Below are 19731 nucleotides of genomic sequence, written 5' to 3'. Positions count from 1 at the left end.
CGCGGGGGCCGCCTCGTCTACAATAGGCACAAACCATCCTGAGTCCCCCCATGTCCGAAACCGACAGCCGTGCGCTGCAAGACCTGCCGCTGGAGCAGCTGATCGCCTGCCATGAATGCGACCTGCTGATGCGCCGCGAGCCGGTCCCCACGGGCAGCCGCTCGGTCTGCCCGCGCTGCGGCTACGAGCTGGAAATCCACCGGCCGCACATGGTGCGCCGCGCCATGGCGCTGGTGCTCACCGCGCTTTTCCTCTACATCCCGGCCAACTTCCTGCCGATCATGAAGATCGACATCCTCGGCCAGGTCGGTATCGACACCGTCTGGGGCGGGGTGCTTGGCCTGTACGCCTCGGGCATGCACGGAGTGGCCGTGCTGGTGTTCCTGTGCAGCATGGTGATTCCCCTGGCCAAGCTGCTGTGCCAGCTGTTCGTCCTCTGCAGCCTGCGCTTCGACGTGGCGCGCGCGCAGGCCATGCAACTGCTGCGCTGGTACCAGCACCTGCGCGAGTGGGGCATGCTGGAGGTCTACCTGATGGGCATCCTGGTGGCCATCGTCAAGCTGATCGACATGGCCGAACTGCACATCGGCGTGGGCCTGGCCTGCTTCATCGGCCTGCTGCTCAGCCAGATATGGCTGGAGGTGACCATGTCGCGCCACCAGGTGTGGGAATCGCTGGCCGGGGAGTTCGACGATGAGGGCCATTGACGCCGGCATCCTGACCTGCGGCGAATGCCACCAGCTCAACCGCGCCACCGACGAAGAGCCGCAGCACTGTTCGCGCTGTGGCTCGGTGCTGCACGCGCGGCGGCCGAACAGCCTCACCCGCACCTGGGCGCTGCTGATCACCGCGGCCATCCTCTACATCCCGGCGAACCTGCTGCCGATCATGACCGTCAACTTCCTCGGCAGCGGCACCCCGGCGACCATCATGGAAGGGGTGGTGGAGCTGATCCACGCGGACATGATCCCGGTGGCCGCGGTGGTGTTCGTCGCCAGCATCCTGGTGCCGACCTTCAAGCTGGTCGGCATCGCCCTGCTGCTTTATTCGGTGCAGCGCCACCAGCCGATGTCGGCGCGGCAACGCATCCTGATGTACCGCTTCATCGAGTGGATAGGTCGCTGGTCGATGCTCGATATCTTCGTCATCGCCATCCTCGTGACCCTGGTGAACTTCGGCAACCTGGCCAGCATCGAGGCGAACCTCGGTGCAGCCGCCTTCGCCACTGTGGTGGTGCTGACCATGCTGGCGGCAGTGACTTTCGATCCCAGGCTGATCTGGGATAACACGGACGCGGAAAACGACGATGAGTGAACTCCCCACCCCGAAACTGCGCAAGACCACCAACTGGTCGGCGATCTGGATCCTGCCGCTGATCGCCCTGGCCATCGGCGCCTGGCTGGCCTGGCGCGCCTACGACCAGGCCGGGGTGACCATCAACATCCAGTTCGAGAGCGGCGATGGCATCCAGCCGAACAAGACCGAGGTGATCTTCAAGGGCATCGCCGTGGGCAAGGTCGTCGACCTGCACGTGAACAAGCCTACCCTGGGCGTCACCGCGGTGGTCGAGATGCGCAAGGAAAGCATCGAGTACCTGAGCAAGCGCACGCGCTTCTGGCTGGTCAAGCCGCGCGTGTCCCTGGCCGGGGTGACCGGGCTGGAGACACTGGTGTCGGGCAACTACATCGCCGTCGACCCGGTGAAGGGCGAGCTCAACCACGACTTCGTCGCGCTCAAGGAGCCGCCGCCGCTGTCCGACAGCCTGCCCGGCCTGCACCTGATGCTCAAGGCCGAGCGCCTGGGTTCGCTGGAGCAGGGCAGCCCCATCTACTACCGGCAGATCCAGGTCGGCCAGGTGAAGAGCTACCAGCTGGCCGACGACCAGAAGACCATCGAGGTGAAGATCCACATCGAGCCGGCCTACGCCAACCTGGTGCGCAAGCACACGCGCTTCTGGAACGCCAGCGGCATCACCCTGTCCGGCAGCCTCAGCGGCCTGAAGCTGCGCACCGAGTCGCTGGCCAGCATCGCCGCCGGCGGCATCGCCTTCGCCACCCCGGACAGCTACCCGGACAGCCCGCCCACCGACCCGACCAAGCCGTTCCGCCTCTACGAGGACTACGACGCCGCCCAGGCGGGCCTGGCGGTGCGCCTGAAGGTGGACGACGTCAGCGGCCTTTCCGCCGGCAGCACCCCGGTGATGTACAACGGCGTGCAGGTGGGCACGGTGAAGGCCATCGACATGAACAAGGACTTCAACGGCGCCACCGCCACCCTGTCCATGGACCCGCGCACCGAGGAGTTCCTCAACGCCAAGAGCGAGTTCTGGCTGGTCAAGCCGAGCATCTCGCTGGCCGGCATCACCGGGCTGGAGGCGCTGGTGAAGGGCAACTACATCGCCGTGCGCTTCTCCAAGGCGGGCGAACCCACCCGCGAGTTCACCGTGCGCCCGAAGGCGCCGCCGCTGAACCTGGACGCGCCCGGCCTGCACCTGGTGCTGACCAGCGACCGCCTGGGCTCGCTGGAGGTGGGCACGCCCATCCTCTACCGGCAGATGAAGGTCGGCACCGTGCAGAGCTACCAGCTGTCCCGCGATCGCCAGCGGGTGGTGGTGGGCGTGCACATCGAGCCTGAATACGCAGCCCTGGTGAACACCTCGACGCGCTTCTGGAACGTCAGCGGCGTGACATTGAGCGGCGACCTCAACGGCATCAAGTTCAAGAGCGAATCGCTGCAGACGCTGATCAGCGGCGGCATCGCCTTCGACACCCCCGATCCCAAGGCCGCGCCCGTCACCAAGGTGCGCCGCTTCGCCCTCTACGACAGCGAGGACAGCGCCCACGCCAAGGGCCAACTGATCGAGCTGCGCGCCGACTCGGCCGACGGCCTGCGCGAGGGCACGGTGATCCGCTACCGCGGCCTGGACGTGGGCCGCGTGGAACAGGTGGACCTCAGCCGCGACCTCGGCGGCGTGGTGCTCAAGGCGCGCCTGATCAAGGCCCAGGACAGCATCGCCCGCCAGGGCAGCCGCTTCTGGGTGGTCTCGGCGCAGCTCGGCCTGGGCGGCGCGGAGAACCTCGGCACCCTGGTCAGCGGCCCGTACATCGAAGTGCTGCCGGCGGCCAAGCCGGGCCCGGCGCAGAACAGTTTCAACCTGCTGGCGCAGCAGCCCAACCGCCTGCTCGACGCCGACGGCCTGCGCCTGACCCTCAGCGCCGCCCGCCGTGGCTCGCTGAAGCCCGGCGTGCCGGTGACCTACCGCGAGGTGCAGGTGGGCAAGGTGACCTCCTTCGAACTGGGCGAGCAGGGCGACCGGGTGCTGATCCACATCCTCATCGAACCGCGCTACGCGCCCCTGGTGCGCACCGGCAGCCGCTTCTGGAACACCAGCGGGGTGGGCGTGGATGCCGGGCTGTTCAAGGGGGTGAAGGTGCGTACCGAGTCCTTCGAGACCATCCTCGCCGGGGGCGTGGCCTTCGCTACGCCGGACAATGCACAGATGGGCGCTGCGGCGCGGCCGGGGCAGACTTTTGCGTTGTTCGACGAGTACCAGGACGAGTGGCTGCAGTGGGCGCCGAAGATTCCGTTGGGGAAGGCGGTGGGCGAGTAGGGCGTATAACCGTTCGCGGTTATACGCCGCTTATCCGAGGCCAAGCGCCCCGCCGGGAGACCGGCGGGGCGTTTTTGTTTAGGGCGTGCGGGGCTTTTGATTTTCGTAGGAGCGAGCTTGCTCGCGAACAACAGGCGGCTTGGTGTTTGGCTCAAAGAGCACCCTCTCCCCAGCCCTCTCCCTGAAGGGAGAGGGGGCTTGTCCGTGCCGAGAGAAGTGATGGTTTCAGCCGGTAGCTTTCGGTGTTGCCGGCTGACTCAGGAGCACCAGCGTCTGCCCAATGGTCCCCTCTCCCTTCAGGGAGAGGGTTAGGGAGAGGGGGCGGAGTGTCCCATCGCGTCTATGTCACAAGGAGCTTGGTTCGCGAGCAAGCTCGCTCCTACGAAAGCGCTTCCGCCTTCAGCGCCCGCTCCGCGCCGCCCGAGTCGTCAGCAGGTACACCGGCACCCCGGAGATCAGAATCAGCAACGCCGCATACGGCGCCGCCGCCGCATATTCCAGCGTCGACGTATGCACCCACACCGCCGTAGCCAGGGTCGTCAGCCCCGTAGGCCCGAGCACCAGGGTGGCGGTCAGCTCCTTCATGCTGTCGAGGAACACCAGCACGAACCCCGCGCCCATGGCCGGCGAGATGATCGGCAGGGTGATGCGCAGGAAGGCGCGCAGCGGTGTCTGGCCCAGCGTGCGGGCGGCTTCTTCCAGTTGCGGCGAGGCCTTTTCCAGGGCCACGCGGATCGGCGCCTGGGCCAGGGGCAGGAACAGCAGGGCGTAGGCGATCAGCAGCAGCGCGCTGGTCTGGTACAGGTCCGGCACGTAGTGCAGGGCGAAGTACACCAGCGACAGGGCGATCACCAGCCCCGGCAGGGCCTGCAGCAGGTAGGGCAGGCGTTGCGCCCAGCGCGCCAGCGGGCCGGGGTAGCGCACCACCAGGATGCTCACCGGCAGCGCCAGCAGGCAGCCGAGCAGGGCGCCGCCGAAGGACAGCGACAGCGACGACAGCAGCGACTGGCCGATCTCCAGCAGCGGGAAGGCCGCCGAGGCGCCGGTGAGCAGCCAGTAGCCGAGCATGGCCATGGGGATGCCGGTGCCGATCACCACCAGCGCCACCAGCAGCAGTTGCAGCGGCCATTTCCAGGCGTGCAGACGCACCCGCTCGGCCTGCCGCGCGCTGCCCTGGCCGGTGCGCACCAGGCGGCCGCGGCCGCGCATGCGCAGTTCCAGCCACAGCAGCAGGAAGCACAGCGCCAGCAGCACCGAGGAGAGCATGGCCGCGGTGGCGTTGCTGAACTCCAGTTCGAACTCCTGGTAGATCGCCGTGGTGAAGGTCTGGAAGCGCAGGATCGACAGCGCGCCGAACTCCACCAGCATGTGCAGCGCCACCAGCAGGCTGGTGGCGGCCAGGGTCGGGCGCAGCAGCGGCAGGGTCACCCGCCAGAACACCTGGCGCCGCGACACGCCGAGCATGCGCGCGCTTTCCTCCAGCGACGGGTCGAGGTTGCGCAGGGTGGCGGCCAGCGGCAGGTACACCAGAGGGTACTTGGACATGGCCATGACCAGCACCGCGCCGCCCAGGCCTTCGTAGGCCGGGCTCAGCGACACCCAGGTGAAGCTGCTGACGAAGGAGGGGATGGCGAACGGCAGGCACAGCAGCACGTTCCAGTAGCGCCGCCCGGGCAGGTCGCTGCGCTCCACCAGCCAGGCGCAGGCCAGGCCGAGCAGGGCGCTGAGCACGGTGACCAGCACCAGCAGCTTGAGGGTGTTGCCGAACAGGCGGAACACGTAGGGCCGCCAGAGCAGTTCCCAGGCCAGGTGCCAACCCGAGTCCCAGGCCTTGGCCGCGACGTAGAACAGCGGCAGCGCCGCCAGCAAGGCGAGCAGGAGCACCGGCGGCAGCAGCCACAGCGGCGCCTTGCGCCCGTGGCCGCCGCGGGCCTGGACCACGGGCGCGGCGATGGACATCAGTTCAGGCCGACGTCGCGTTCGAGGTCCAGCGCGTCCTTGGCCTCACCCATGTCGGCGGGGCTGAGTTGCGGCGGGTTCAGCTCGGCGAACGGCTTGAGCTGCGGGTCGGCCTGCATGCCCTTGCGCAGCGGGTACTCGGCGGACTGGCTGAGGATGGCCTTCTGGCCCTCTTCGCTGAGCATGAAGGCGACGAACTGCTGGGCCTCCTGCGGGTGCTGGCTGGACTTGAGCACGGCGGCGCCGGAGACGGTGACCAGCGCGCCCGGGTCCTGGTTGCCGAAGAAGTACAGGCGCGAGTTCAGCTCGCCCTTCTCCTTCTTCAGGGTGTACCAGTAGTAGTTGTTGATCAGCGCCATGTCGACCTCGCCGTTCTCCACGGCTTTCATGGCGGTGACGTTGTTGGTGTAGATGGAGCCGAAGGCCTTCAGCCCGGTGAGCCAGTCCTCGGCGGCGTCGCGGCCCTTGAGCTTGATCACCGCGGAAACCTGTTCGAGGAAGGCGCCGCTGGTAGGAACGAAGCCGAAGCGCCCGGACCACTGCGGGTCGGACAGGTCCATCAGGCTCTTGGGCAGGTCCTTCTCGTCGATCTTCTTCGGGTTGTAGGCCAGCACCCGGGCGCGGGCGGTGATGCCCACCCAGTCGCCCTTGCCGCCGGCGTTCTGCGCCTCGACCAGGGCCAGGGTACCGGCGTCCAGAGGGGCCAGCAGGCCGGCGCCGGACAGGCGCATCAGCGGCGGCGATTCCTCGGTGTAGATGACGTCGGCCGGCGAGCGCGCGCCTTCCTCGGTGATCTGGCTGGCCAACTGGCCGTCGCCGCCCTTGCGGATCTTGACCTGGATGCCGGTCTTGTCGGTGAAGGCCTTGGCGATGGCGATGCCGGTGGCGGCGTGCTGGCCGTTGTACAGGGTGAGGGTGACCGGATCGGCAGCGGCGTGCAGAGACAGGCCGCCGAGCAGGCAGGCCAGGACAGCGCCCTTGACGCCGGCGAGCAGACGAACAGACATGGAAACTCCCGTGGTGTCGCCAATGAGAATGCAAGCCATTATATGTAACCTGGCCTTTCCGGCCAAACTCCATAGCCTGCTCATGAATGCCGCCGCCGGCTGCGCGCCGGCGGCGGGGGCGCTCAGGCCGGCTCCGCGGCCTCTTCGGCCGTGGCGGCGGGGTGGTCGACGGCCAGTTCGCGGCGGCGGATGAACTTCCAGTCGGCCTCGTCGATGTAGATGCCGTTGGGGCCGCTGCCGCCTTCCAGGTCGATGGCCACCTGCGCCGAAACCTGCGGCTTGACGCTCGCCAGGATCGGCACGAAGCCCAGCTGCAGGCTGGTTTCCAGCAGCGCGGCCTGGTTGCGTTCGTCGATGTCGGCGGCCTCGTCGAGGTAGTAGGGCAGGCGGATGCGCCCGGCCTGCTCGCGGTCCATCAGGTGCAGCAACAGGTACATGTTGGTCAGCGCCTTGATGGTCATGGTGGTGCCGTTGGAGGCGGCGCCGTCGATGTCGGTGTGGACGATCGGCTGGCCGCCGACCTTGGTGATCTCGAACGCCAGCTCGAACAGGTCCTTCAGGCCCAACTGGTTGTTGTTCGCCGCCACCAGGCGCGACAGGTAGTCCTTGGCTTCCTCGTTCTTCGCATCCTGCTCGGCGCTCTGCGTCAGGTCGAACACCGAGAGGTTCTCGCCTTCCTCGTACTGGCCGGCGCTGTGGATGATCTGGTCGATGTGCTTGAGCGCTTCCTTGTTCGGCGCCAGCACGATGCGGAAGCTCTGCAGGTTCGACACCTGGCGCTTGTTGATCTCGCGGTTGAACAGCGCCAGCTGGTGCTCGAGGTTGTCGTAGTCGCTGCGGATGTTGCGCAGCGTCCGGGCGATGTCGGTCACTGCCGCACGCCGTGCCTTGGCCAGGGTCAGGGCCTCGTCGGTGCGGTGCGCGTAGGCGTTGATCAGCAGTTGCAGGCGGCGCTCGGGGTCGTCCTCGCTGTCGAACTTGGCCACGCCCTTCAGGCGCACCTGGGCGTACAGCGCCTCGATCTGGCCGTCGATGCGCTGCAGTTGCTGCCAGGTGTCCTGGTAGTCGTTGAGCAGCGGCAGCAGGTTGTCCAGGGAGTCGTCCACCGGCTCCATGAACGGCGTGCCGAACGGCAGGTCGGCGGGCAGCAGCTGGCGGCGGCGCAGGGCGTCGTCGAGGGTGCGCTGCTTGGCTTCCAGGTCGGCCAACTGGCGGCCCACCAGTTGCAGCTTGGCGGAGAGCTGCTGGACGCGCTCGGTGAAGGCGTCGGCCGAGCGCTTGAGCTCGTCCTGGGTGGCTTCCAGCTGCGCGAGCTTTTCCAGCTTGGCCGGCTCCTCGGCGCTCAGCGTCTCGCTGCGGCGGAAGTCTTCCAGGGCCTTCTGCGCGTCGAGCACGTCCTGGTACAGCTTGTCGGCCTGGGCCTTGCTGGCGTGGCGGTCGGCGGCCACGGCCTGCTGCGTCCTGAGTTGCTTGAGCTCCTTCTCCAGGCGCTCCTTCTGGTCGCGCAGGGCGGCGCGGTCGGCCAGGGCCTGCAGCGCCGGCGGCTCGATGTGCGACAGGTCGATGCTCAGGCCGGGCACTTCGAAGCGCTCGCCCTTGAAGGCGTCGAGGATCTTCTCGACGCTGCCGACCCACTGGCCGTCCTCGTCCAGGCTCACGCCCTTGTCGCCCAGCGGCAGGCTGAACAGCGCGCCGTTGAACAGGCGCATCAGGCGCTCCACGTCCTGCTGCGAGAATTCCTCGCGCAGGCGCGCATAGCTGTTGTTGTCGGCGTGTTCGAGCTGCTGGCGCACGCTCTTCACGCGCTTCTCCAGGTCGCGCACGCGCTCGTCGAGGTCTTCGCTGGAGAACTGCCGCGAGTGGGCCAGGGCGCCGGCCAGCTCGTCGTGGGCGTCCTTGGCGGCGAGCAGTTGCTGCTCCAGGACCTTGGCGTCCTCGACCAGGGCGAAGCGGTTCTTCAGCACCGCCAGCTCGCCCATCCAGCGCTGGATCTCGCTGATCTCGCGCTCCAGGCGCATCAGCTCGGCGGTGCCGCCGCGCTGTTCGTTCTGCAGGCCGTCCTGCTCGTTGCGGTAGTGCTCGGCCTGGATCACCAGCTCTTCCTTGCGCGCCCCGGCGTAGTCTTCCCAGGTGCCCAGCAGGTTGTCGAGCAGCGGCGAGAGGCGGTGCATCTTGCCGCGCAGGAATTCGCGCTGCTGCACGCCGTTGGCCAGGGCCTCGACCAGCGGGCCGGCGGCGACCAGGGCCTGGTAGTCGCCCTCCATGCGGCGCACGTCGCGGAAGGCTTCCTCGCAGGCGGCGATGTAGTCGACGCTGCCCGAGCGCAGGCTGTGCTCGAAGGCGTCGAGGAACAGCTGCTTGAGCTTGGCCGCGGTGATCTCGCGCATGTGCAGCAGGTTGATGAACAGCGAGCGGAAGGTCTTCAGGCTCTGTTCGCTGGTGGAGCGCAGCGGGATCAGCGTCAGGTCCAGCGGCACCGAGGTGTGGCCGCCGACCAGCAGCCGGCGCAGTTCGTCGGGCTTGAGCTCGTAGGCCTTCAGGCCGGCGCGCTCCAGGCTGGCATACAGCTCGCGCAGGCGCAGGCAGGTGCCGTTCTTCTGGTAGTGCTCAAGGTCCAGCTCGCCCTGGTAGGCGAAGAACTGGTGGCCGAAGCCGCCGCCCGGGCCGCGCCCGCCGCAGCCGATGACGTGGCGGCCGTGGGGCAGTTCCAGCTCGATGAGGATGTAGCTGGTGTCGGTGGCGAAGTAGAACTTGCGCGAGGCTTCCAGGCTGTACTTGCCGAAGCTCATGTCCGACATGCGCGCCAGGATCGGGAACTGCAGCGCGTTGATCGAGGCGGACTTGCCGAGGTTGTTGGCGCCGTACACCGACAACGGCTGCTCCAGGGGGAACACGCCGAGGCTGTAGCCGGCGGTGTTGAGCAGGGCGAAGCGGCGAATGCCGTAGCGTTCCTGGGTCATGCCTGGGCCTCCATGTCGGCTTGTTCTTCGGCGATGGCGCGGGCGAGGGCGTCTTCCTCGCTTTCCGCTTCTTCAACCAGCGGCGCGGCCGGCTCGGCGGGTTCTTCCAGGCTGACGATCGGCTCTTCGTCCTCCTCGGCCAGGGCCGGGGCGACGTAGGCCAGGTCCTTGGCGTGCAGGCTGGCGGCCAGGTCGCGGTCCTGCTGCACCGACAGGCAGACGTCGAGGAAGCGGTGCACAGGCGGCAGGAAGCGGTACACGCCGTTGTCCTCGGCGGCGAAGCCGAGCTGGGTCATCCGGCGCATGACCTTCTCTTCCAGTTCTTCCTGGGTGGTCACCTCGGCCTGCAGGAACAGGTCGCGGTACTTCTCCAGCAGCGGCGGCAGCTCGTCGCGGCCGATGCTGCCGCCGTCGAGCACGGCCAGCGGGTCGCGGCCCTGGTCGGCCAGGTGCTCCACCAGGATGAAGGTGAACAGCGCCAGGCGCTGGGCGGTCTTGTTGACCTGGGCGCCGATCTGCTCGGGGACGAAGTAGTAGAAGCCGCGGGTGTCGCAGACCAGCTCGAAGCCCAGCGAGCGGAACAGCGCGCGGTACTGGTCCTGCTGGTTGGACAGCTGGCTGTATAGCTCGGGGTCGCGGCGGCTGATGTGGAAGCCCTTGAACAGCTCGCGGAAGATGGGCCCGAGCTGGGTCAGTTCGGAAAGATCAATTTGCATGGGGTTCGCTCGCTTTGTCGGCCTTGCCGCTCGGGGCGGCGAGCAGGGCGAAGGAGCACAGGCTGACGCTGTGCTGGGCGGTATCGTAGTCGCGGCGCTCCAGGCGCTCGCGCTGGAAGCGGCCGTCGCGCGACAGGCGCGAGAACCAGTAGAGCAGTTCGTCGGTGGCGCCCTCGGGCTCCTGCTCCAGCAACCAGACCATCAGGTCCGGCAGCGGCAGGGCGGCCTGGCAGCGCTCGAGCATCTCCCGCGCGGTGCGTGGCGCGTTGCGCGGGCCGTCGCCGCCGCGCTTGCCGGTGGCCTTGGGGAAGTGCGCCGGCTTGGGCTCGAAGCGGGCCAGGGCGAAGACGTAGCTTTCCACCTGCGAGGCGCTGCCGAGGAAGGTGCTCTGCGGCCGGGTGAACAGCGGCAGGGAGGCCTGGGGCACGGCGTCGATGCCCTTGCGGCGGATCACCGACAGGGCCAGCGCGGCGCCGCGGGTGATCGCGTTGTGCCGGCGGGCTTCCTCGCGCAGCGGCAGCAGCAGTTCGCGGGCGCGGCGCAGGGTGAGCTGGGCGGTGGTCTGCATCTCCAGGATGCGCGCGTGGGTGCGCAGCAGCTGGTCGTCGTCCACCAGCTGGCCGAGACGCTGCTGTTCGCCCAGCAGGCGCAGCAGCACCTGCTCGACGCGGCGCACGCCCTGCTCGAAGGCGCCGTCGGCGGAGACCAACTGGATCATCGGCTCGACGTACTCGTCCCAGGTCGCCAGGACCTCGGCGTAGCGCTGGCGCAGGGGAATCTGCCGGTCGCTGGTCTTGGCCCGCTCGGCCACGGCGATCAGCGCCTGTTCGTCGTTGGCCAGCTTCTTCAGCACGTCGCGCACGCGCATGTCGAGCAGGCGCAGCTGGCGCGCCAGGTCGTTGCCGTCGCGCACCTCGAAGGCGTCGCGGATGTAGCCGGCCAGGCGCTCCAGGTGGCGCAGGTAGGCCTCGATCTCCAGGCACAGGCCCAGGCGGTGCTCGTGGCGCAGGTAGGCGAGGAAGTCGTGGATCTGGGCGTTGAGCTCGAAGCGGTTGGGGCTCTTGGCCACCGGCACCAGGATGTCCAGGCGGATCCACTGGTCGAGCAGGGCGGTGACGTCCGCCGGGCTGCCTTCGGGCAACTGCGCCGTGAGTTGCAGGCGCAGCTCCGCCAGTGCCAGGGTGCCGCTGTCGAAGCGCTCGCAGAGCGGTTCGAGCAGGGCCCAGTGTTCGGCGAGGGCGCGCAGTACGCGTCGGGGGTCGATCATCGGGTAGCCGCTGTTGACGGGTAAAGGGGGCGATTGTACTGCAAAGGTTCGCCCGCGGCGGAAGGGGTGACGAAACGCGGCAGTTTACGCCGTGCGGGATGTCGCCACGGCTCTGAAAAACGGCGTTAACCCCCTGAAATTCCTGGCATGTTTTCTGCCAGTTGGCTAACAGCCACTAGCCAATTGCTGCCATGACATACGACGCCGCACTCGCCAAGGCCCGCTGGGCCGAACTGGAGCGCCAGGACGACCTGGACTGGGACCTGGACGCCATCACCGACCGCAGCGAGGCCATCGACTTCCTCAGGCGCTTCGAGAACCGCCTGTGCATCTATTCCTCCTACGTGGAGAAGCTCTACAGCAACTACAGCTTCGTGATCCCGGAGAGCCAGGAGGGCGGCATCACCATCCTGCCCAACGAGCAGGCCTGGTTCGACACCTTCCACGACATCCCCGCCGACGCCGTGGAGCCCACCGGCATACACATCCTGCCCGGCGAGACCATGGGCCACAGCGGCCTGTACCTGAAGATCCCCGGCGAGCACCGCCTGGTGGGCTCCGCCGAACTGCCGTTCCAGGACGGCCTGAAGCTGCTGATCCGCCGCTACCGCATGCGCGACGAGCCCTTCCTGCCGGTGCTGGTCAAGGGCGACCTGCGCGAGTACGAGGCGCGCATGCCCTCGCTGCACCTGCACCGGCTGAACAGCGCGAAGCTGCAGGCGCAGTCGCGGCTGAACCTGGAGGCCATAAAAGGCGCCATCGCCGAGCACCTGATCGGGCTGTTCCGCCACGGCTGACGCGGCTGTTACGCCGGTGTGACCTTGGGTAACACGGCGGCCACCTGCCAGCAGGCGATTCTCGACTATGGGTCGGGCCACGATGGCCGGCGACTCCCTATAGTGGCAGACAGGGTTTTTTGCCCCTTGGTCGGCGAACGAGAAAAGAACAAGAGGTGGCCATGGCCAGCAGCCGTATCAGCCTTCCGCGCCCCGCCCGCATTGCGCTGGCGACCGGCGCCTGCCTTGCCTGGATGGCCCTGGCGGCGCGCGCCGACATGGTCGCCCTGGACGACGAGCAGCTGTCCGACGTGCAGGGCGCCGGCATCGGCTTCGTGGTGGACAACGCCATGATCGACGGCAGCAAGGCCACCACCAACATCACCGGGCTGAAGGACCCCAACGGCAAGGACGTCTCCATCGCGGTGCGCAACCTCTACCTGGGCGCCACCGGCAGCAACCACGGCAGCAACCTGCAGCCGGTGACCATCGGCCGCCTGACCTATCCCTTCAAGCTCAATCTGGCCAAGGGCTCGGTGCTCACCACCCAACTCGCCGACGGCCGCGTGGTCAACACCCTGCCCAGCGACGCCGACGTGCTCGAACTGGCCTTCCCGCCGCTGATCGCCAACAACGCCGGGCAGCCCTGCATCAGCGGCTACGCCGGCGCCGGCAGCGGCTGTTCGAGCCGCGCCAGCGAGAAGGTCGACCTGGGCGCGCGCTTCGACTTCACCGTGCCGGTCAGCGGCGGCACCCGCACCGACGTGCTGGCCCTGGACTTCCAGGACCTGGCGATGGACGGCAGCTACCTGCGCCTGTGGGGCTCCAGCGCGCGCAGCCAACTGGTCGGCGAACTGCGCCTGAACCTCTACGCCAAGACCCTCGACATCCTTTCCTGCGCCGCGGGCAACGCCAACTGCGCCAGCGCGGCGGAGAAGGCCGCGCGCAGCGTCTACCTGACCAACGCCTACGCCAGCGTCGCCCTGGGCTACGGCAAGTCCCAGCCGCTGCTGCTGTCGGTGACCGCCGACGGCAACTTCACCTTCGAGCTGCCCATGCTGACCGCGGCCAACGCCGCGGACTTCTACGCCAACGCGCCGCGCACCAGCCTGGTGATCGACAACCTGAACATCGGCGGCACCCGGGCCTCCTACGGCGCGGTGCCGACCGGCGGCGTCAACCTGGGGCGCAGCGAGCTGTCCGGGTTGAGCTTCAACTACCTCAAAGTCACTTCCCACAACCTCTGACGGAGCACGGCACGATGAGCTTTCCACCGCTGCTTCCGCCCCGCCGCCGGCTCCGGGCCGCCGCCGTCGCCCTGCTGGCGATGCTGGCTGGCCCGCTCGCCCAGGCGGAACTGCGCACCCTGCCGGACGACGACCTCGGCCAGGTGGTCGGCCAGGACGGCCTGAGCCTGGGCGTCACGGTCAACATCCAGAAGACCCCCAGCATCACCCGCTGCCCGGGTGGCTGCGGCGCACGGGTGGCGATCCAGCCGGCGGGCAGCGGCAACAACTTCCTGGTGCTGGACAACATCAGCGGGACCTTCAGCTTCGACGAGGTCACCGTGGACATCCTCTCCATCAACAGCGGCTTCGGCGGCGACGGCGCCGCCTTCAATCGCCAGGTCCTGCGGGTCGGCCTGAAGGACGTCAACTTCGACAACATCAGCCTGACCCTGGCCGGCGCCAACAAGGCCCGCAGCACCGACGCCGGCCTGGTGCAGACCGACCTGCTCAGCGCCCGCGTCGACGGCGTGCTGCACGTGCAGGGCAACCTCAACCTGTTCCAGGTCCCGGCCCGATGATGGGAGCGCGCATGGCCGGGACCAAGCTCCAGGGGGAAAACCCATGACCTTCCTTTGCGTACGGCGCCTGCTGCTGGCCGGCGTGCTGCTGTGTCTGGCCGGCGGCGCGAACGCCGAGCTGCGGGCGCTGAGCGACAGCCAGCTGTCCGACGTCACCGGCCAGGCCTTCATCAACCTGGCCACCGACGCCGCCGCGGGCATCAACTACACCCGGCTGAACATCGGCGCCACGGTGGAAACGCAGCTGAACATGAACAAGCTGCAGCTCGGCCTCTACGACCGCGCCGGCGAAGCCGCCAACAGCGCGGACATCTCCATCAACAACTTCGCCCTGGGCACGGTCAACAACCAGACCGGGCAGATCAACCCCTTCACCATCGTCGATCCCTACGTCGAGTTCGCCTACGACGGCAACAAGATGGTCGGCGTGCGCATCGGCTTCAACCAGGCCAAGGGCGTGCTTTCCGGCGACATCCAGTCGCTGACCGGGAACATTCCGGTGCACATCAAGGGCACTGCCGACGCCATCTACAACAAGGCCACGGTAGGGCAGCAACTGCTGCTCGGCCTGGCGGGCATCTACCGCAGCAGCACGGTGGAGGCGGATGCCGGCCTGGTCACCTCCGGCGGCGCCAGCGACCCGGTGCGCGGCACCTACGCCGGCATGACCAACGGCTCGCGGCTGGACTGCACCAACGGCTGCGTGCCGCTGTGGACGGACATCGTCACCGGGCTGTTCACCTCCAACAGCTGCGCCATCCTTGGCATCACCACCTGCTTCAAGCTCAGCCAGTTCCAGTCGCTGCCGGTGGGCGACCTGAGCCAGGCCGGCCTGGCCGGCGCCGCCAAGGGCTTCTTCATCTCCCTGCAGAGCCAGGACGTGCAGTGGCGCGACATGGACTCCGGGCAGATGATCACCGCGCTCAAGGGCGCCTTCATGAACATGCCCAAGTACCGCGACGCCAACGGCAACCTGGTTTCGCCGATCAACATCGACTTCAACCAGGCCTTCAACGGCATCCCCCGCCAGGACACCTGCGTCGGCATGAACAAGGGCTGCTGAGCGGCCCATCCGCCGGCCGGCCTTTCCGTCGGGCGCGTTTCACGCGACAATTCCGCTCCGTTGCGTTTAGCCCTGCGCCCGCAGGATGCCCACAGGTACAGGACTCTTGATCGAAGAAGCCCGCCGCCGCGCCTATCTTGGCGCCATGCAGGTCGCCTCCTGGCTGCCGCGCGTGGTGCTGCCTTTCGCCGCGCCTTCGCGCCCGCAGTTGCTGGAAGTGCCGGAGCCCGTCCAGGCTCCGGCGCCGAGCGCCACGCCCGAAACCGTCCGCACGCCGGTCGCCGCGCCGGAGAAACCGGCGCCGACGCCCGAGGCCCGGCCAGCGATCCCGGTAGTGGTGCCGCGCCCCGCCGCCCAGGCCCGCATGCCGGTGGCCGCCGAGGCGCCTGCCGAAGCCGAGGCGCCTGCGCCCCGTGCGCCGGTCGAGCCGCCGCCGCGCTTCAGCCTGCAACTATTGCGCGCCGGCGATTGCGCGCTGCTGGTCGAGCTGCCCACCGGCGAGCCCCTGGCCAGCCGTGACCCGGCCTACCTGCTGCTCAAGGACCTGCTGCGCGCCGCCGGCCTGCCGGACAGCCCGCAACTGCTCGGCGAGCCGGTGCGCTGGCCGCTGCTTTCCGGCGGCAACATGGATCAGGGCCCGCAGGCGGCCCGCGAGTTCGTCCAGGGCTTCGTCGCCGCGCGCCTGGAAGACAGCGGCCCGTGCCGCTGCCTGTGGCTGGTCGGCCGGCCCGCCGTGCGCTTCGCCGGCGAGGCGGACGACGAGGCGATGCTGCGCGAGCTGCAGATCGAGGAACTGGGCGTGGCCTGGGCCATCCCCGGCCTGGAGCGGCTGAGCGACGAACCCGCCCTCAAGGGCGAACTGTGGCGCGCCATGCGCCGGGTGCGCCAACGCTGGCTGGACCAGGACGCAGAATGACCGACGCCATTTCCTTCCGCCCGATGACCGAGGCGGATCTCGACGCCGTGCTCAAGATCGAATACGCCGCCTTCAGCCACCCCTGGACCCGCGGCATCTTCACCGACGGCCTGAAGAGCTACGACTGCTGGCTGATGTTCGAAGGCACCCAGCAGGTCGGCCACGGCGTCATCCAGATCATCCTCGACGAGGCGCACCTGCTGAACATCACGGTGAAGCCGGAGAGCCAGGGCCGCGGCCTCGGCCTGCGCCTGCTCGAACACCTGATGGCGCGGGCCGGCGAGCTGGGCGCGCGGGAATGCTTCCTGGAGGTGCGCGAGACCAACCAGAGCGCCTACCGCCTGTACGAGCGCTTCGGCTTCAACGAGATCGGCCGCCGGCGCGGCTACTACCCGGCGGTGGGCGGGCGCGAGGACGCCCTGGTGATGGCCTGCACGCTGCTCGACTGACCGTCATCCAGGCCATATCCGGCCGCCGCGCACAGGCGTAGGCTGGCGATCGATAACAAGAACAAGGTCGCGACATGAAGCCAACCGCTGCAGCGGCGGCGCCTGCCCGTCGTCATCCGCTTCCCGCCTCACATGCCGCCGGCGCGCGGCAGGAGGGCGTCCATGTGTGACACCCTCGTCCTGCGCGCCGACGGCTGCACCTGGTTCGCCAAGAACAGCGACCGCGAACCCTCCGAACCCCAGCGCCTGCTGCGCCTGCCCGCGGTGCGTGGCGATACGGCCAGGCAGATGCGCGCCACCTACCTGGAAATTCCCCAGGTCGCCGACCGCCATGCCGTCATCCTCAGCCAGCCCGCTTGGCTGTGGGGCGCGGAAATGGGCGTGAACGAGCACGGCGTGGCCATCGGCAACGAAGCGGTCTTCACCCGCCTGCTGGACCCGACCGGCGAGGCGCTGCTGGGCATGGACCTGGTGCGCCTGGGCCTGGAGCGCGGCGCCAGCGCGCGCGAAGCCCTGGAAGTGATCACCGGCCTGCTGGAGCGCCACGGCCAGGGCGGGCCGGCGGGCTTTCGCAACAAGCGCCTGCGCTACGACAACAGCTTCGTCATCGCCGATGCCGGCGAGGCCTGGGTGCTGGAGACCGCCGGCCGCCTGTGGGCGGCGCGGCGGGTGGAGCGCTGCGCCATCTCCAACGCCCTGAGCATCGGCCACGAATACGACCTGTGCAGCCACGACCTGCCGGCCCACGCCCGGCGCCTGGGCTGCTGGAACGGCCGCGGCGACTTCCACTTCGCCCGCGCCTTCGACGGCCGCCTGCTGCCCTGGGTGGCCGGGGCGCACCAGCGCCGGCGAATGAACCAGGAGTTCCTCGCCAGCTGCCCGCGCCAGCCCGGCTGGGAGGCCCTGGTGGTCGCCCTGCGCAACCACGGCCGGCGCGACCACAACTTCACCCGCCACGACAACCGCCAGGTGTGCATGCACGCCGGCAGCTTCTGGCGCCCCTCGCAGACCACCGCCAGCCTCATCGCCCGCCTGGGCCCGGACGGCCCGCGCCTGGCCGCCACCGGCACCTCGGCGCCGTGCCTGTCGCTGTTCCAGCCGCTGGGCTTCGAGGCGGCCGCCGGCGCCAGCCTGCTCAGCAAGGCCGACGAGCCGCTGGAGCAATCCCTCTGGTGCCGTTTCGAAGCGGTGCACCGCCGCGCCCTGGTGGATGCCGAATTCGCCGCCGCCCTGCGCGCCGGGCACGCCTGGCTGGAGGCCGAGCAACTCGCCGCGCTGGACCGCCGCAACCCCGACTGGGCGCACCTGGCCGCCGAAGCCGAGGCCTGGCACACGGCCTGGCAGCAACTCGCCGGGCAACTGGAGCCGCGCCTGCCGCGCTGGTGGCGGCAGCACGCCACGCCTTGAGCCATAGTGCTTGTCAAAGGCCGTCGGCGTTACGTAAGGTGCGCCAGCCGCAGAGGAGGAGCCACCATGAGCGACCTGGAACAACTGTTCGAGAACAACGCCCGCTGGGCCGAAGCAATCAATCGCGAGGACCCTGACTTCTTCGCCAAGCTGGCCCGCCAGCAGGCACCGGAATACCTGTGGATCGGCTGCTCCGATGCGCGGGTGCCGGCCAACGAGATCGTCGGCATGCTGCCCGGCGACCTGTTCGTCCACCGCAACGTCGCCAACGTCGTGCTGCACACCGACCTCAACTGCCTGTCGGTAATCCAGTACGCGGTGGACGTACTCAAGGTGAAACACATCCTGGTCACCGGCCACTACGGCTGCGGCGGCGTGCGCGCCTCGCTGCAGGACCAGCAGTTCGGCCTGATCGACGGCTGGCTGCGGACCATCCGCGACCTCGCCTACGAGTACCGCGACCACCTGTCCCAGTTCGCCAGCGAGGAAGAGCGCGTCGACCGCCTGTGCGAGCTGAACGTCATCCAGCAGGTGGCCAACGTCAGCCACACCACCATCGTGCAGAACGCCTGGCACCGCGGCCAGTCGCTGTCGGTGCACGGCTGCATCTACGGCATCAAGGACGGCCGCTGGAAGAACCTCAACGTCACTGTCAGCGGCCTCGACCAGTTGCCGCCGCAGTACCGCCTGCGCCCCATGGGCGAGGCCTGAGCCGCCCCGTGCCGGTCGTCCGGCCCGCCTCGCCGGGCGCGCCGGGCAGACCGAAGATAGGGCAAGGCCACTGACGAAGAGGCGAGCATGCGCGAACTCTGCGTGATCCCCGGCGACGGCATCGGCCGTGAGGTCGTGCCGCCGGCCGTGGCCGTACTGCAGAAACTGCTGCCCGACCTGCGCCTGCGCGAAGCGGAGGCGGGTTGGGACTGCTTCCAGCGCCACGGCACCTCGGTGCCCGAGGCCACCCTGGAAGCGCTGCGGGCATGCGGAGCCGGGCTGTTCGGCGCGGTGTCCTCGCCCAGCCACAAGGTGGAAGGCTACCGCAGCGCCATCCTGCGCCTGCGCCAGGAACTGGGCCTGTACCTCAACCTGCGCCCGGTGCGCACCTGGCCGGTGGTATCGCCCCACGCCGGCATCGACCTGCTGATCCTGCGCGAGAACAGCGAAGGCCTGTACAGCGGCCGCGAGCACTGGGAGGCCGACGGCGTGGCCATCGCCGAGCGGGTGATCAGCCGCGCCGCCTGCACGCGCCTGGCCCAGGCCGCATCGCGCATCGCCCGGCAACGCCAGGCGCGGCGCATCACCCTGGTGCACAAGGCCAACGTCCTGCCGCTGACCTGCGGCCTGTTCCGCGACACCTGCCGCGACCTGCTGGCCACCGAAGGCTGGGGCGACGTGCTCGACGAGCGCCTGGTGGACGTGGCGGCCCTGCAACTGGTGGAGCGCCCGGAAGCCTTCGACCTGATCGTCACCAGCAACCTGTTCGGAGACATCCTCTCCGACCTCGCCAGCCACTGGGGTGGCGGCCTGGCCCTGGCGCCCTCGCTCAACCTGGGCGAGCGACTGGCCCTGGCCGAACCGGTCCACGGCAGCGCCCCCGATATCGCCGGCAGTGGTCGCGCCAACCCCCTGGCTGCCATCCTCAGCGCGGCCATGCTGCTGCGCTTCCACTGGCACGACGAAACCGGCGCTACACGCATCGAGCGCGCGGTGGAAAGCTTCCTGCGCGAAGAAGGCCACCTCGACCACGGCCTGGAAACCACCCGCGTGGTGGGCGAGGGCGTCCTGCAGCGGCTCTAG

At 68.8% G+C, this 19731-nt stretch carries 17 protein-coding genes; 12 read left to right on the top strand and 5 right to left on the bottom strand.

Going from position 1 to position 19731, the window contains the following annotated elements:
* Nucleotides 1-50 precede the first annotated feature (50 nt).
* Genes PM1_RS26225 through PM1_RS26215 form a run of 3 tightly spaced genes read left to right on the top strand, consistent with a single transcriptional unit; the run spans nt 51 to nt 3610 of the window.
* On the top strand, nt 51-707 hold the full coding sequence (locus tag PM1_RS26225; protein WP_009617388.1) for a paraquat-inducible protein A: 657 nt from the start codon (nt 51-53) through the stop codon (nt 705-707).
* Nucleotides 694-1314 carry a paraquat-inducible protein A gene (locus tag PM1_RS26220; RefSeq protein ID WP_009617390.1) on the top strand — a complete coding sequence of 207 codons (621 nt, stop codon included), beginning with the start codon at nt 694-696 and terminating at the stop codon, nt 1312-1314. Before PM1_RS26225 ends, PM1_RS26220 begins: the two co-directional genes overlap by 14 nt.
* Nucleotides 1307-3610 carry a PqiB family protein gene (locus PM1_RS26215; RefSeq protein WP_009617391.1) on the top strand — a complete coding sequence of 768 codons (2304 nt, stop codon included), beginning with the start codon at nt 1307-1309 and terminating at the stop codon, nt 3608-3610. The genes PM1_RS26220 and PM1_RS26215 overlap by 8 nt, the downstream gene beginning before the upstream one ends.
* A gap of 399 nt (nt 3611-4009) precedes the next feature.
* Here the strand turns inward: PM1_RS26215 and PM1_RS26210 are convergent, their stop codons facing one another.
* The 5 genes from PM1_RS26210 to mksB all read right to left on the bottom strand — a co-directional run bounded on the left by PM1_RS26210 (nt 4010) and on the right by mksB (nt 11519).
* Nucleotides 4010-5569: an ABC transporter permease gene (locus PM1_RS26210; RefSeq protein WP_009617394.1), complete on the bottom strand. Its 1560-nt coding sequence runs from the start codon at nt 5567-5569 to the stop codon at nt 4010-4012.
* Nucleotides 5569-6576, bottom strand: coding sequence for an iron ABC transporter substrate-binding protein (locus tag PM1_RS26205; protein WP_009617396.1), 1008 nt, complete (start codon nt 6574-6576; stop codon nt 5569-5571). Before PM1_RS26205 ends, PM1_RS26210 begins: the two co-directional genes overlap by 1 nt.
* Before the next feature lie 122 nt (nt 6577-6698).
* Complete coding sequence (mksF, locus tag PM1_RS26200) at nt 6699-9536, bottom strand: Mks condensin complex protein MksF (protein WP_009617398.1); 2838 nt, start codon at nt 9534-9536, stop codon at nt 6699-6701.
* Entirely contained in the window at nt 9533-10252 is a 720-nt protein-coding gene (gene mksE / locus PM1_RS26195; protein ID WP_009617400.1) for an Mks condensin complex protein MksE, read from the bottom strand. The genes mksF and mksE overlap by 4 nt, the downstream gene beginning before the upstream one ends.
* The gene (gene mksB, locus PM1_RS26190; RefSeq protein ID WP_009617402.1) at nt 10242-11519 is read right to left on the bottom strand and encodes an Mks condensin complex protein MksB; all 1278 of its coding nucleotides are present in this window, start codon (nt 11517-11519) and stop codon (nt 10242-10244) included. The genes mksE and mksB overlap by 11 nt, the downstream gene beginning before the upstream one ends.
* A 191-nt stretch (nt 11520-11710) precedes the next feature.
* On the opposite strand from mksB, the gene PM1_RS26185 reads away from it, so the two are divergent.
* The 9 genes from PM1_RS26185 to PM1_RS26145 all read left to right on the top strand — a co-directional run bounded on the left by PM1_RS26185 (nt 11711) and on the right by PM1_RS26145 (nt 19731).
* Nucleotides 11711-12316 (top strand): hypothetical protein, encoded by a 606-nt coding sequence (locus PM1_RS26185; RefSeq protein ID WP_009617406.1) that lies wholly within the window; start codon nt 11711-11713, stop codon nt 12314-12316.
* A gap of 161 nt (nt 12317-12477) precedes the next feature.
* Nucleotides 12478-13542 carry a hypothetical protein gene (locus PM1_RS26180; protein WP_009617411.1) on the top strand — a complete coding sequence of 355 codons (1065 nt, stop codon included), beginning with the start codon at nt 12478-12480 and terminating at the stop codon, nt 13540-13542.
* Nucleotides 13543-13556: 14 nt separating this feature from the next.
* Nucleotides 13557-14102 carry a DUF6160 family protein gene (locus PM1_RS26175; protein WP_009617412.1) on the top strand — a complete coding sequence of 182 codons (546 nt, stop codon included), beginning with the start codon at nt 13557-13559 and terminating at the stop codon, nt 14100-14102.
* 43 nt (nt 14103-14145) lie between these two features.
* Entirely contained in the window at nt 14146-15165 is a 1020-nt protein-coding gene (locus tag PM1_RS26170; RefSeq protein WP_009617413.1) for a DUF6160 family protein, read from the top strand.
* Between the two features lie 106 nt (nt 15166-15271).
* Nucleotides 15272-16081, top strand: a complete 810-nt coding sequence (locus PM1_RS26165) for a hypothetical protein (protein WP_009617414.1) — start codon at nt 15272-15274, stop codon at nt 16079-16081.
* Nucleotides 16078-16530 (top strand): ribosomal protein S18-alanine N-acetyltransferase, encoded by a 453-nt coding sequence (rimI, locus tag PM1_RS26160; protein ID WP_009617416.1) that lies wholly within the window; start codon nt 16078-16080, stop codon nt 16528-16530. The genes PM1_RS26165 and rimI overlap by 4 nt, the downstream gene beginning before the upstream one ends.
* Nucleotides 16531-16692: 162 nt before the next feature.
* Entirely contained in the window at nt 16693-17937 is a 1245-nt protein-coding gene (locus PM1_RS26155) for a C69 family dipeptidase (protein WP_009617417.1), read from the top strand.
* 66 nt (nt 17938-18003) lie between these two features.
* A complete protein-coding gene (gene can, locus PM1_RS26150; protein WP_009617419.1) occupies nt 18004-18648 on the top strand; it encodes a carbonate dehydratase in 645 nt (214 codons plus the stop codon).
* Nucleotides 18649-18735: 87 nt separating this feature from the next.
* Nucleotides 18736-19731, top strand: coding sequence for an isocitrate/isopropylmalate dehydrogenase family protein (locus tag PM1_RS26145; protein ID WP_009617422.1), 996 nt, complete (start codon nt 18736-18738; stop codon nt 19729-19731).

The organism is Pseudomonas sp. M1 (genome assembly GCF_022760135.1).
GTDB lineage: Bacteria > Pseudomonadota > Gammaproteobacteria > Pseudomonadales > Pseudomonadaceae > Pseudomonas > Pseudomonas citronellolis.
This window is presented reverse-complemented; position numbering and strand designations above follow the sequence as displayed.